Here is a 13,294-nt window from a genome sequence, read left to right on the forward strand (position 1 = left end):
GCTCGACGCCGACGCGCTGCGTGTCTACTGCACCGGCAAACTCGCCCATTACAAGATTCCCCGTTACGTCCATGTGGTCGACGAGTTCCCGATGACCGTCACCGGGAAGGTCCGCAAGATCGAGATGCGTGAAGCATCCCTCGACCTCATCGGGCGCGGATAGGACGGCGGCACATGGCAGGTGACGGTGCCCTCGCGGTCCGACCGGAGATCGCGTTGTCGTGGAAGCGTTCCGCGCTCAGCGGAGTCGATCCGGAAGGTCGGTTCGACTCCGCTCCGGTCGCCGAGGTCGACCCGACCACCCGCCTGCTGCGTGCGGCACGCCCGGTCCTCGACGAGATCGGCGTGCAGATCGCGGGCACCGAACTGTGCGTGCTGCTCGCGGATCCCGACTGCCGCATCGTCGCCCGGGTGTTCGACAACCCGGTCGTCGAACGGCACATGGACGGACTGGGGGCGTTGATCGGGTCTCGGTTCGGCGAGGACCACGCGGGCACGAACGCCCTCGGGACGCCCCTCGAGATCCGCCGTGGCGTCGTGGTCAACGGAGCCGAGCACTACCTCGAGCAGTTCAAGGAGCTGAGCTGCTACGGGCATCCGATCATCCACCCGGTCACCCGGAGGGTCGAGGGCATCCTCGACATGACCTGCATCGCACCGCAGGTGAACTCGCTGTTCGCCCCGTTCCTGCAGCGGGCCGCCGCGGACATCGAACACCGACTGCTGGAGGGCGCGCGGGCCTCGCAGCAGCGGTTGGTCGACGCGTTCCACCGGGTGTCGCCGGGCAGGCAGATCGCGGTCACCGCGATCGGCGAGGACCTCTTGCTGTCCAACCGCACCGCCCAGGAGATGCTCGACGTCGCCGACCACGCCGCGCTGCGAGGGCTGGCCGCCGAGCTGAGACCGAACCAGTCCCGAACGGTGCGAATCGAACTCGCGTCCGGGGAACCGGTCAGTGTGCAGGTCGACCGGGTCACCGGGGCCGGGGGCGGCGCCCTGTTCCTGGTGGAGCCGGTGCGACCACGGACCACCCCGATCCCGCGTGGGGCCGCGGTGTCGGCAGGCTGTCGGATCCGCCGCGACCTGACCAGGCTGCAGGAGCAGGGCGGGGCGGTCGCGGTCCTCGGGGAACCGGGCTCCGGGCGGACCGCTGCGGCCCGCGACATCGTGGGGGACCGGGCGGCGCGGTGGCTCGACGCCACCGGGATCGCGGTGCGAGGAGTCGACGGCTGGCTGGCCGAGTTGGTCGGGTGTCTGCGCTCCGACGCCCCGATCGTCGTCGAACAGGTACAGCTGGTGCCGGAGTCGGTGCACCCGTTGCTCGCGGCGGCACTCGGCGGCGGCGGCCCGCGCGTCGTGCTGACCGGATGTCCGGAGTCCGATCTGCCGCAGCCGGTTTCGGCGCTGATTGCGCGGTGCCCGGATCGGATCGAGGTGCCGGCGCTGCGGCAGCGGCGCGGTGAGATCCCGGACATCGCCCAGGCGATGCTCGACGAGATCGCACCCGGAACCCGACTGACCGCGTCGGCGCTCGAGGCGTTGACCGGGGCTCAGTGGCCCGGCAACCTCGCGGAGCTGGAGGTCGTGCTCGGGAAGGCCGCGACGAACCGATCCGGAACGCGAATCACGGTGGCGGACCTGCCGGTTCGCTATCAGGCCGCGGGCCGGGTGGCGCGTCTCGGCGGGCGGGAGCGAGCCGAGCGGCAGGCCATCGTCGACGCGCTCGCGGCGTGCGGTGGGAACAAGGTGCACGCGGCGGCGCAGTTGGGAATCAGCCGCAGCACGCTCTACAGCCGGATGCGTGCCCTCGACGTCTCGGCCTGAATGCCGCGATGTCGCGGGGCGTTCCGGCCCGGTCAGGCCGTGACGACCGTCATGATCCCGGCCGCGACCACCAGAGCGATCACGAGGGATCGGAAGATTCGGGTCGGCAGCCTGCGGGCGATCCACAGGCCGCCTCCGTTACCGATCAGCGCCGCGCACAGGAACAGTGGAAGCGCCGGCCACAACATCGCGGGCGTGACGGAGTCGCCCATCCAGAGGATGGCCAGTGCCGTCACGTTGGCGACGATGAAGTACCCGGCCAGGTCTGCGATGAACGACAGGGGCGGGATGCGGGCCCGCATGAGCAGGAGCACCGGGGGCGGTCCGTTCAGCGAGGTGGTGGCCGCGAGGTATCCGCCGATGCTGCCGGTGACGGTGAGCGCGGTCGACGAGGGCGGACTCGCTGTGCTGCGTGTGGGCAGTGCCATCGCGAGCCCGGACACCACGACGAGCACGCCCACCGCCGACTTCAGTTGTGAGACCGGAAGCATGCTCACCGTTGCCGCGCCGAGCAACGCGCCCGGCACGCTCCCGAAACCGAGCAGGGCGACGCGTCGCCAGTTGATCTCGCGCCGGAGCCGGACGGCGGCGGTCGCCCGTGTCGCCAACCCGACGGCGAGGTTGAGTGCGACGACCTGCGTCACCGGGAAGCCGACCAGCAGCATCAACGGGGTGGCGACCAGTGCGCTGCCGAACCCGGTCGCGCCACCGATGATCGCGGCGACGCCCACGCAGAGCGCACCGAGGATCAGCAGCGTCATCGGTCGACGCCCGCTGGCGTGGCCACGCCGCCGCGACGGCGTCCCCGGACGCTCACAGCGCTTCTATGTGAATCCATTCGCCCCTCGTGACTGATGGTGATCGCGACGGGGTCGCAACCACCGGAGAGGGTCGACTGTGATCGTGACGAAAAGTCACTCGGTGTCAGTGATGTTGAGTCCGAGTATTGATATCCGGGACCCGCCCGTCATGCGCTCCCGCTCTAGCGATGTAAATCGTGACTAGCTTATCGATCCGATTCTCCCGCTGTCAACGGAAGCGTGGGTGTTCGAACCTTGGACAGTTGGACCCGCTCGACCCGGCGAATTATGGCGTGCGTCACATCATCAGATCGAAGGAGCTTTCCGATGACAGCGATCGCCGACTTCCCGCTCGCCGCCCCGGTTCAGGGCTTTCTGGCCGGAGCGCCGAAGAAGCTCCTGATCGGGGGCGAGTGGGTGGAGGCGGCCTCCGGTCGCACGTTCCCCACGTACGACCCCGCCACCGGCAACGTGATCACCGAGGTCGCACACGGGCAGGCCGAGGACGTGGACCGCGCGGTCCGGGCGGCACGTCGAGCCTTCGACGAGGGGCCGTGGGTGTCGATGAAGCCCAACCAGCGCGAACGGCTGCTCTGGCGGGTCGGCGACATCCTGTCCGAACGTGCCGAGGAGTTCGGTCAGCTCGAGGCCCTCGACAACGGCAAGTCGGCCGGCATCGCGTCCGCCGTCGACGTGGCGTGGGCCGCCGACGTGTTCCGGTACTACGCGGGATGGGCGACCAAGATCGAGGGCAGCACCGTCAACGTGTCGATGCCGTTCGCGCCGGATGCCCAGTTCCACGCCTACACGCTGCGCGAACCGGTCGGCGTGTGTGCGCTGATCGTGCCGTGGAACTTCCCGCTGTTGATGGCGGCCTGGAAGCTGGCACCCGCGCTCGCGGCGGGCAACACCGTGATCCTCAAGCCCGCCGAGCAGACGCCGCTCACCGCGCTGCTGCTCGGAGAGGTGTTCCAGGAAGCCGGGTTCCCGCCCGGCGTGGTCAACATCGTCAGCGGCTTCGGCGACGCGGGTGCCGCACTCTCGGCGCACGACGACGTCGACAAGGTCGCGTTCACCGGCTCGACCGAGGTGGGCAAGAAGATCGTCGACGCGGCGAAGGGCAACCTGAAGAAGGTCACGCTCGAGCTCGGCGGCAAGAGCCCGAACATCGTGTTCGCCGACGCGGACTTCGACGCGGCGGTGCAGGGTTCGCTGAACGCGTGGCTCTTCAACCACGGCCAGTGCTGCGTCGCGGGTACCCGGCTGTTCGTCGAGGACAAGATCTTCGACGAGTTCACCCAGGCCGTCGCGGACGCGGCCGCCCAGGTGAAGATCGGTCCCGGTCTCGATCCCGCCACCCAGCTCGGCCCGCTGGTGTCGCAGGAACAGTTCGACAAGGTCACCGGCTACCTCGCCGCCGGTCTCGCCGACGGCGCCCGGGCGCTCACCGGCGGCCGGCGCTGGGGCGACCAGGGTTGGTTCGTCGAGCCGACGGTGTTCGTCGACGTGAAGCCCGAGTTCTCGATCGTTCGCGAGGAGATCTTCGGGCCGGTCGTGGCCGCGATGCCGTTCAACGCCGAGGACGGCGTCACCGCCGCGGCCAACGATTCGATCTACGGTCTGGCCGCCGGCATCTGGACCAGGGACGTCTCGAAGGCGCACCGCACCGCCCGGCAGATCAAGGCCGGCTCGGTGTGGGTCAACCAGTACAACGGCTTCGACACCGCGATGCCGTTCGGTGGCTACAAGCAGTCCGGCTGGGGTCGCGAGCTCGGAGCCGCCGGCCTCGACGCCTACACCATCACCAAGTCCGTCAACGTCGCGCTCTGACCGGCACTTTCCGCAGAAGGAGACCCACATGAAGACCACCGCAGCTGTCCTGCTCGAGGCGGGCAAGCCGTTCGAGATCATGGAACTCGACCTGGACGGCCCCGGCCCGGGCGAGGTGCTGATCAAGTACACCGCCGCGGGTCTGTGCCACTCGGACCTGCACCTGACCGACGGGGACCTGCCGCCGCGGTACCCGATCGTCGGCGGCCACGAGGGATCCGGAATCATCGAGGAGGTCGGTCCCGGCGTCACCAAGGTCAAGCCCGGCGACCACGTCGTGTGCAGCTTCATCCCGAACTGCGGCACCTGTCGGTACTGCTCGACGGGCCGGCAGAACCTGTGCGACATGGGCGCCACCATCCTCGAGGGCTCGATGCCGGACGGCACTTTCCGATTCCATTCCAAGGGAATGGATTTCGGTGCGATGTGTATGCTCGGCACGTTCTCCGAGCGGGCCACGATCTCGCAGCACTCGGTGGTCAAGGTCGACGACTGGCTGCCGCTCGAGACGGCCGTGCTCGTCGGCTGCGGGGTCCCGTCCGGCTGGGGCACGTCGGTGTACGCCGGCGGCGTCCGGGCCGGCGACACCGTCGTCGTCTACGGCATCGGAGGCCTGGGCATCAACGCCGTGCAGGGTGCGGTCACGGCGGGAGCGAAGTACGTCGTCGCCGTCGACCCCGTTCCGATGAAGCGGGAGGCCGCCCTGAAATTCGGTGCCACCCACGCGTTCCCGGACGCCGCCAGCGCCCAGGCGAAGGTCACCGAGCTGACCTGGGGGCAGGGTGCGGACCAGGCTCTGATCCTGGTGGGCACGGTGGACGAGGAGGTCGTCTCGGCGGCGACCGCGGTGGTCGGCAAGGGCGGGACCGTGGTGATCACCGGCCTGGCCAACCCGGAGAAGCTCACCGTGCACGTGTCGGGGTGCGACCTGACCCTGAACGAGAAGACGATCAAGGGGTCGCTGTTCGGCTCGGCGAACCCGCAGTACGACATCGTCAAGTTGCTGCGCCTGTACGACGCCGGTGAACTGAAGCTCGACGAGCTGGTGACCACCCGGTACCGGCTCGAGGACGTCAACCAGGGCTACCAGGACCTGCGCGACGGCAAGAACATCCGTGGTGTGATCGTGCACTCGCGGTAGTCCGCCTGTCGCGGGGGTTCCTCTCGGCGCCGCACTGTGCCACCATCGAAGGGTTACAGACTTCTCGTGCGGTTCGGTGTCCGAGAGGAGATCCGCAATGTTCTGGAACATCGTTGGCACCATCATCTTCGGTGCCGTCATCGGGGTGCTCGCCCGCCTCGTCCTGCCCGGCAAACAGGCGATGGGGTGGGTGATCACCGTGGTGCTCGGCATCGCGGGCGCACTCATCGGGTACTGGGTGTGGAACGGACTGCTCGGTAAGGGTGACACCAGTGGGATCGACTGGATCCGCTGGGGCATCAGCATTGCGGCCGCCGCCGTGCTCACGCTCGGGTACCAGGCGATCTCGCGAGGTATGGACCACTCCGGTCACGCCAGACACGCGTAGTCCCCGGGCGCGCCTGCTCGGCGTCGCCCAGTGCATGATCAACGAGATCCCCCTGCGCCGGACGCGCGGGGGGATCCCACGCGTGCCGGGATCCGCCGAGGGGTGCGCACAGACGATCATCGGAGGGCATGCGCTGTGGCGGTGAACGCCGATCGCAGGACGTACTCGGTCGCGGTGATTCTCGCCGCCCTGGCCGGCTACGTCGACGCGATGGGGTACATCACCCTCGGCGGATTCTTCGTCTCGTTCATGAGCGGCAACACCACCCGGTCGGGGGTCGCCGTCGTGGACGGGCAATGGCACTCGGCGGCGGTCGGCGCGGCGATCGTCGGCCTGTTCGTGCTCGGCGTGATGCTCGGATCGTTGCTCGGCGACCTCGCCGGTCTGTGGCGCCGCTCCGGCGTCCTGGCCGTGGTGGCGGTCCTGCTCGCGCTGGCCGCGATCGCGTCCGGGCCCGGGCCGGAGCAGGTGGTCATCGCCGCCCTGGCGTTGGCGATGGGCGCGGAGAACACTGTGTTCGATCGGGGCAGCGGGTCGGCGATCAGCCTGACCTACATGACCGGCACCCTGGTGAAGTTGGGGCGGAGCCTCGCCGCGGCCCTGACGGGTGGGCCGCGGTGGCAGTGGGTGCGGTTCGCCGGGCTCTGGTTCGGGCTGCTGGCGGGTGTCGCGGGCGGGACGGCCGTGCACCGGGGCATCGGACTGGCCGGACTGTGGGTCGCGGTCGTGGTGGCGATGGCGCTCGCGGTCGATTTCGCCAGGCGGCCCTGGTCGCTGTGAACCGTCGTCCCGATCCGTGCCGCACACATCGGGGGTGGGGGGTCAGCGCGGTGCGTACATGATCACGGCGACGCCGGCGAGGCAGATCGCCGCTCCGATCACGTCCCACCGGTCGGGCCGGAACCCGTCGAGGACCATCGCCCACACGAGCGACCCGGCCACGAACACGCCGCCGTACGCGGCGAGGATCCGGCCGAAGTTCGCGTCCGGCTGCAACGTCGCGACGAACCCGTAGACGCCCAGCGCCACCACGCCGAGCCCGACCCACAGTCGGCCCCGGTGTTCGCGCACGCCCTGCCAGACCAGCCAGGCACCGCCGATCTCGAACAACGCGGCGACTGCGAACAGCGTGACGGATTTCGCTACGGTCATGCGCGCGACGATAGTGCGGGCACGGACCGGTAGCCGAGGCCTACCGTGGTAGGCGTGCACGCGATCCGCGGAGCGGTCGACGGTGCGAGCCCGGCGTCGCGCTCGGCCCGGCTCGCGTCACACTCCCGGCGCCAGCGCCGCGACGGTCATCCGGCGCAGGACGTCGCGGGTGCGCGCGGGCGAGGCGCTGTTCGCGCTGTGCGGGGTCGAGTTGATCAGGCCGAAGGTGGCGTGCGCCTTGGTGCGGGCCTCGGTCTCGGACAACGCCGGGTCGGTCTCGCGCAGCACCTGCACCCACAGTTCGACGTAGCGCCGCTGGTACTGCCGAACCTGCCGGCGGGCCGTGTCGGGCAGCGAGCCCAGGTCGCGGTCCTGCACGCGGATCAGGTCGGACTCGCCGAGTGCGAAGTCCAGGTGGAACTCGATCAGCCCCGCGAGCGCGGCCTCGGCGCCGGGGGAGGAGTCCACGACGTCGGTGCCGCCGTCGAACAACCGGGCACTGATGTCGACGAGGAGTTCGACCAGCAGTGCCTCCTTGTTCGGGAAGTGCCGGTAGACGGCGGGGCCGCTGATGCCCACCGCCGAGCCGAGGTCTTCGAGACGGACGCCGGCGTATCCGCGCTCGGCGATCAGCCGGGCGGCGGCCTGGAGGAGGTCGCGGCGGCGGTCGGCCTTGGCCTGACTGCGCCGGGTCGGTGCCGGAGCGTCCGCCATCCTCTGCTCAGACACTGTGAGAACTCCTCTCCGTCTTCGAGTCTGGACAACTCAGTTAAGCACAGTTATCTTGAATTCGGTTATCGAGAGTTAACCGAAATTGGCTCGACGGCGACGAGCACCGACCAGACAGGCGGCGACATGGGTTTCGACCGGGGTGAGAACAGGGCCGAGCACGAGAGGCTGGTGGCGCAGCTGCGGGAGCGGCTCCGGGTGGCGGCACTCGGTGGCAGCGAGAAGTCGCGGCAGCGGCACGTCGACCGGGGCAAGCTGCTCCCCCGGGATCGGGTGGACACCCTGCTCGACCCGGGCAGCCCCTTCCTCGAGTTCTCCCCGCTCGCGGCGAACGGCCTCTACGACGACGAGTGCCCGGGCGCGGGCATGATCGCCGGCGTCGGCCGGGTCTCCGGGCGGGAATGCGTGATCGTCGCCAACGACGCCACGGTCAAGGGTGGCACCTACTACCCGATGACCGTCAAGAAGCACCTGCGTGCGCAGGAGATCGCGCTGCAGAACACCCTGCCGTGCATCTACCTCGTCGACTCCGGCGGAGCATTCCTGCCCCGGCAGGACGAGGTGTTCCCGGACCGCGAACACTTCGGCCGGATCTTCTACAACCAGGCGACGATGAGCGCCAAGGGAATCGCGCAGATCGCGTCGGTGATGGGGTCGTGCACCGCGGGCGGCGCGTACGTGCCCGCGATGAGCGACGAGGCGGTCATCGTCCGCAACCAGGGGACCATCTTCCTCGGTGGCCCGCCGCTGGTGAAGGCCGCGACCGGTGAGGTCGTCACGGCGGAGGAGCTCGGCGGCGGCGACCTGCACTCGAAGGTGTCCGGTGTCACCGACCACCTCGCCGCCGACGACCAGGACGCGCTGCGCATCGTCCGGAACATCGTCGCCACCCTGGGCCCGCGCACCGCGCGGCCGTGGGACGTGGCCGACACCGTCGACGCCGTGGCCGACCAGACCGAGCTGTACGACGTGGTGCCCACCGATCCGCGCACCCCGTACGACGTGCACGAGGTCATCACGAGGGTGGTCGACGGAGGCGAGTTCCAGGAGTTCAAGGCCGAGTACGGCAAGACCCTGGTCACCGGCTTCGCCCGCATCCACGGGCACCCGGTCGGCATCGTCGCCAACAACGGTGTGCTGTTCGCCGAGTCCGCGATGAAGGGGGCGCACTTCATCGAACTGTGCGACAAGCGGTCCGTCCCACTGCTTTTCCTGCAGAACATCGCCGGGTTCATGGTCGGCCGCGACTACGAGGCCGGCGGAATCGCCAAGCACGGCGCGAAGATGGTCACCGCCGTCGCCTGCGCGCGGGTGCCGAAGCTCACCGTCGTCATCGGGGGCTCGTACGGGGCGGGCAACTACTCGATGTGCGGGCGCGCCTACTCGCCGCGCTTCCTGTGGATGTGGCCGAACGCCCGCATCTCGGTGATGGGCGGTGAGCAGGCGGCGTCGGTGCTCGGCACCGTCGGCTCCGCGAACGACCCCGACGCGATTCGCGCCCAGTACGAGGCGCAGGGCAACCCCTACTACTCGACCGCCCGACTGTGGGACGACGGCATCATCGACCCGGCCGACACCAGAACCGTTCTCGGCCTGGCCCTGTCGGTGTGTGCGAACGCGCCGATCGAACCGGTCTCCTACGGCGTCTTCCGGATGTGAGTGACATGACTGTGAGCGAGCTGATGAACACGGCAACACCTTTCGACGCCGCCGGCGGTGCCGGCATGGTCCACGCCGCCGGCGGTGCCGGCATGTTCCACACCGTCCTGGTCGCGAACCGGGGTGAGATCGCGGTCCGCGTGATCCGCACGTTGCGGGCGATGGGGATCCGCTCGGTCGCCGTCTACAGCGAGGCGGACGCGGACGCCCGGCACGTCCACGAGGCGGACACCGCGGTGCTGCTCGGTCCGGCGCCGGCCCGGGAGAGCTACCTCGACATCGACAAGGTGGTGGCCGCGGCGCGGCGCACCGGTGCGCAGGCGGTGCACCCCGGATACGGATTCCTGTCCGAGAACGCGGCGTTCGCGGCCGCGCTGGACGCCGCCGGGATCGCGTTCCTCGGCCCGTCGGCGCGCGCGATCGAGGTGATGGGCGACAAGATCACCGCGAAGAACGCCGTCGCCGCGTTCGACGTGCCGGTCGTGCCGGGCATCGCGAAGCCCGGACTGACCGACGCCGAACTGATCGCCGCCGCCGACGAGATCGGCTACCCGGTGCTGGTGAAGCCGTCCGCCGGCGGCGGCGGCAAGGGCATGCGGATGGTCGAGGACCCCGCGGCACTGCCCGACGCGCTGGCGAGCGCGCGGCGCGAGGCGGCGTCCGCGTTCGGCGACGACACGCTGTTCCTCGAGCGATTCGTGTTGCGGCCCCGGCACATCGAGGTGCAGATTCTCGCCGACACCCACGGCAACGTGATCCACCTCGGGGAGCGTGAGTGCAGCCTGCAGCGGCGGCATCAGAAGGTGATCGAGGAGGCTCCGTCGCCGCTGCTCGACGAGGCCACCCGCGCCCGCATCGGCGAGGCCGCCTGCAACACGGCCCGCAGCGTCGACTACGCGGGTGCAGGCACCGTCGAGTTCATCGTCTCCGCGGACCGGCCCGACGAGTTCTTCTTCATGGAGATGAACACCCGACTGCAGGTCGAGCACCCCGTCACCGAGATGGTCACCGGCCTCGACCTGGTGGAGTGGCAGGTGCGGGTCGCGGCGGGGGAGAAGCTCACCCTGGGCCAGGACGACATCACGCTGACCGGGCACGCGATCGAGGCCCGCGTGTACGCCGAGGACCCGGCGCGCGGCTTCCTGCCCACCGGCGGCACCGTGGTGGACCTGTCCGAGCCGAGCGGACCCGGGGTCCGGGTGGATTCGGGCCTGCGGGTCGGCACCGTCGTCGGCAGCGACTACGACCCGATGCTGTCGAAGGTGATCGCACACGGCGCCGACCGGGCCGCGGCCCTGCGCGGGCTCGACCGGGCGCTCGCCGAGACCGCGGTGCTCGGGGTGGTCACGAACATCGACTTCGCCCGGTTCCTGCTCGCCGACGAGGACGTGGTGGCAGGCAACCTCGACACCGGACTGCTGGACCGACGTCTCGACCATTTCGTCGCTCCGGAGCCGACCGACGACCAGATCGTGGCCGCCGGCGTGTACCGCTGGCTCCGCGGCTGGCCGCAGGGTTCCGTCGACCCGTGGGACGTCCCGACCGGCTGGCGGGCCGGCGGCCCGGTGCCGACCAGCATCCGGCTCGCCACCGCGACCCGCGCCGAGCACGTCCGCGTCACCGGTCGCCCCGAGGCGGCGACCGTGGCGCTCGAGGACGGTGAAAGCCGTTCCCTGACAGCCGCACTGGTCGACGACGAGATGCGCGTGGTGCTCGGTGGTCGAAGTGAGACCTACCGGGTCGCCGAGCACGCGGGACACCTGTGGCTGTCGTCCCCGTCGGGCATCGCGATGATCCGCGAGGTCGCGGAGGTCAACGTCCGCACCGGTGACGTCCATGCCGGCGAGGCGGAACTGACCAGCCCGATGCCGGGTGCCGTGATCGCCGTCAGCGCCGAATCCGGTGCCACCGTCACCGCCGGGACCACGATCGTCGTGGTGGAGGCGATGAAGATGGAACACGCGCTCACCGCACCGATCGACGGAACCGTCGAGGTGTTCGTCGCCGCCGGCGACCAGGTGAAGGTCGATCAGCTGCTCGCCCGCGTGATCCCCGACCACAGTGAAGACGACGCCAAGAACGAGAAGGGTGACCTGGCATGACCGACTACCTCTCCACCGGATCGCTGCCCGACGAGTACGAGCAGCTGGCCAAGACCGTCCGCGACTTCGCGCAGACGGTGGTCGCGCCGGTCGCCGCCGAGCACGACGCCAACCACACCTTCCCGTACGAGGTGGTCGACGGGATGGCCGAGCTGGGCCTGTTCGGGCTGCCCTTCCCCGAGGAGTACGGAGGTCAGGGCGGAGACTACTTCGCGCTGTGCCTGGCGCTCGAGGAGCTCGGCAAGGTCGACCAGTCGGTGGCCATCACGCTCGAGGCGGGCGTGTCCCTCGGCGCGATGCCGGTCTACCGGTTCGGCAACGATGCGCAGAAGCAGGAGTGGCTGCCGCAGTTGACGAGCGGCAAGTCCCTCGCCGCCTTCGGGCTGACCGAGCCGGGCGCGGGCAGCGACGCCGGTGGCACCCGCACCACCGCCCGCGAGGACGGCGAGGACTGGGTGATCAACGGCAACAAGCAGTTCATCACCAACTCGGGCACGAACATCACCAAGCTCGTCACCGTCACCGCCGTGACCGGCGTCGGCGCGAACGGCAAGAAGGAGATCTCCACGATCCTGGTGCCGACCTCGACGCCCGGATTCACCGCCGAGCCCGCGTACAACAAGGTCGGCTGGAACGCCTCCGACACCCATCCGCTGACGTTCCAGGACGTCCGGGTGCCGCGGGAGAACCTGCTCGGCGAACGCGGCCGCGGCTACGCGAACTTCCTGCGGATCCTCGACGAGGGCCGGATCGCCATCGCGGCCCTGTCCGTCGGTGCCGCCCAGGGCTGCGTCGACGAGTCCGTCAAGTACGCGAAGGAGCGCGAGGCGTTCGGCCGCCCGATCGGGTCCAACCAGGCGATCGCGTTCAAGATCGCGCGGATGGAGGCCAGGGCGCACACCGCCCGCACCGCCTACTACGACGCCGCCGCACTGATGTTGGCAGGCAAGCCGTTCAAGAAGCAGGCGTCCATCGCCAAGCTGGTGGCCAGCGAGGCCGCGATGGACAATGCGCGGGACGCGACGCAGATCTTCGGCGGATACGGCTTCATGAACGAGTACCCGGTGGCGCGGCACTACCGGGACAGCAAGATCCTCGAGATCGGTGAGGGCACCACCGAGGTGCAGCTGATGCTCATCGCCCGGGAGGCGGGGCTGTGAGCGAGGGCGTGGAGCCGCGCCGAGTTGTGCAGCGCGGCCTCTGGTTCGAGGAATTCGAGACCGGTGTGGTCTACGAACACCGCCCCGGTCGGACGATCACCGAGGCCGACAACGTCCTGTTCACCACGCTCACGATGAACACCCAGGCGCTGCACCTCGACGCCGCGTTCTCCGACGCCTTGCCGCCGTTCAACCAGCGCCTGGTGAACTCGATGTTCACGCTGTCCACCCTGGTCGGGTTGTCGGTGGCGCAGCTGACCCAGGGCACGATCGTCGGGAACCTGGGGTTCTCCGAGATCGCGTTCCCGAAGCCGCTGTTCCACGGCGACACGCTCTACGCGGAGACCGTGATCGTCGACAAGCGGGAGTCGAAGAGCCGGCCGGGTGAGGGCATCGTGACGTTCGCGCACACCGGGCGCAACCAGCACGGCGACGTGGTCGCGACCGCGGTCCGCAAGACGATGGTCCGGAAGCGTCCGGCGGATGATTCCGGAACGGACGGTGAGTGA

At 69.6% G+C, this 13,294-nt stretch carries 13 protein-coding genes; 10 read left to right on the top strand and 3 right to left on the bottom strand.

The genetic code is table 11. From position 1 onward, the window contains the following. A partial coding sequence (locus ABD951_RS10885) for an AMP-binding enzyme (protein ID WP_345344631.1) occupies nucleotides 1-163 on the top strand: 163 nt, incomplete at its 5' end. 11 nt (nucleotides 164-174) lie between these two features. Further along, entirely contained in the window at nucleotides 175-1,824 is a 1,650-nt protein-coding gene (locus ABD951_RS10890) for a sigma-54-dependent Fis family transcriptional regulator (RefSeq protein WP_345344581.1), read from the top strand. A gap of 32 nt (nucleotides 1,825-1,856) precedes the next feature. On the opposite strand, the gene ABD951_RS10895 is transcribed toward ABD951_RS10890, so the two are convergent. After that, nucleotides 1,857-2,585 carry a sulfite exporter TauE/SafE family protein gene (locus ABD951_RS10895; protein WP_345344583.1) on the bottom strand — a complete coding sequence of 243 codons (729 nt, stop codon included), beginning with the start codon at nucleotides 2,583-2,585 and terminating at the stop codon, nucleotides 1,857-1,859. Nucleotides 2,586-2,951: 366 nt separating this feature from the next. Between ABD951_RS10895 and ABD951_RS10900 the strand changes: the two genes are divergently transcribed. The 4 genes from ABD951_RS10900 to ABD951_RS10915 all read left to right on the top strand — a co-directional run bounded on the left by ABD951_RS10900 (nucleotide 2,952) and on the right by ABD951_RS10915 (nucleotide 6,763). Further along, nucleotides 2,952-4,454 carry an aldehyde dehydrogenase family protein gene (locus tag ABD951_RS10900; protein ID WP_345344585.1) on the top strand — a complete coding sequence of 501 codons (1,503 nt, stop codon included), beginning with the start codon at nucleotides 2,952-2,954 and terminating at the stop codon, nucleotides 4,452-4,454. A gap of 28 nt (nucleotides 4,455-4,482) precedes the next feature. Continuing rightward, nucleotides 4,483-5,595, top strand: a complete 1,113-nt coding sequence (locus ABD951_RS10905) for an NDMA-dependent alcohol dehydrogenase (RefSeq protein WP_345344587.1) — start codon at nucleotides 4,483-4,485, stop codon at nucleotides 5,593-5,595. A gap of 97 nt (nucleotides 5,596-5,692) precedes the next feature. Then, entirely contained in the window at nucleotides 5,693-5,983 is a 291-nt protein-coding gene (locus ABD951_RS10910; RefSeq protein WP_345344589.1) for a GlsB/YeaQ/YmgE family stress response membrane protein, read from the top strand. Nucleotides 5,984-6,124: 141 nt separating this feature from the next. After that, a complete protein-coding gene (locus ABD951_RS10915) occupies nucleotides 6,125-6,763 on the top strand; it encodes a YoaK family protein (protein ID WP_425569824.1) in 639 nt (212 codons plus the stop codon). A gap of 42 nt (nucleotides 6,764-6,805) precedes the next feature. Here the strand turns inward: ABD951_RS10915 and ABD951_RS10920 are convergent, their stop codons facing one another. Together ABD951_RS10920 and ABD951_RS10925 are read right to left on the bottom strand one after the other, a co-directional pair. Then, a complete protein-coding gene (locus tag ABD951_RS10920) occupies nucleotides 6,806-7,135 on the bottom strand; it encodes a YnfA family protein (protein ID WP_345344593.1) in 330 nt (109 codons plus the stop codon). Nucleotides 7,136-7,252: 117 nt separating this feature from the next. Next, nucleotides 7,253-7,849 (bottom strand): SACE_7040 family transcriptional regulator, encoded by a 597-nt coding sequence (locus tag ABD951_RS10925; protein ID WP_345344633.1) that lies wholly within the window; start codon nucleotides 7,847-7,849, stop codon nucleotides 7,253-7,255. Nucleotides 7,850-7,990: 141 nt separating this feature from the next. Between ABD951_RS10925 and ABD951_RS10930 the strand changes: the two genes are divergently transcribed. The 4 genes from ABD951_RS10930 to ABD951_RS10945 all read left to right on the top strand — a co-directional run bounded on the left by ABD951_RS10930 (nucleotide 7,991) and on the right by ABD951_RS10945 (nucleotide 13,294). Next, the gene (locus ABD951_RS10930; RefSeq protein WP_345344595.1) at nucleotides 7,991-9,523 is read left to right on the top strand and encodes a carboxyl transferase domain-containing protein; all 1,533 of its coding nucleotides are present in this window, start codon (nucleotides 7,991-7,993) and stop codon (nucleotides 9,521-9,523) included. A gap of 65 nt (nucleotides 9,524-9,588) precedes the next feature. Beyond that, the gene (locus ABD951_RS10935; RefSeq protein WP_425569826.1) at nucleotides 9,589-11,625 is read left to right on the top strand and encodes an acetyl/propionyl/methylcrotonyl-CoA carboxylase subunit alpha; all 2,037 of its coding nucleotides are present in this window, start codon (nucleotides 9,589-9,591) and stop codon (nucleotides 11,623-11,625) included. Next, nucleotides 11,622-12,785 (top strand): acyl-CoA dehydrogenase family protein, encoded by a 1,164-nt coding sequence (locus ABD951_RS10940; protein WP_345344597.1) that lies wholly within the window; start codon nucleotides 11,622-11,624, stop codon nucleotides 12,783-12,785. The genes ABD951_RS10935 and ABD951_RS10940 overlap by 4 nt, the downstream gene beginning before the upstream one ends. Further along, complete coding sequence (locus ABD951_RS10945) at nucleotides 12,782-13,294, top strand: MaoC family dehydratase (protein WP_345344599.1); 513 nt, start codon at nucleotides 12,782-12,784, stop codon at nucleotides 13,292-13,294. The genes ABD951_RS10940 and ABD951_RS10945 overlap by 4 nt, the downstream gene beginning before the upstream one ends.

The organism is Rhodococcus olei, from assembly GCF_039540555.1.
In the GTDB taxonomy this organism is placed as follows: Bacteria; Actinomycetota; Actinomycetes; order Mycobacteriales; family Mycobacteriaceae; genus Rhodococcus_G; species Rhodococcus_G olei.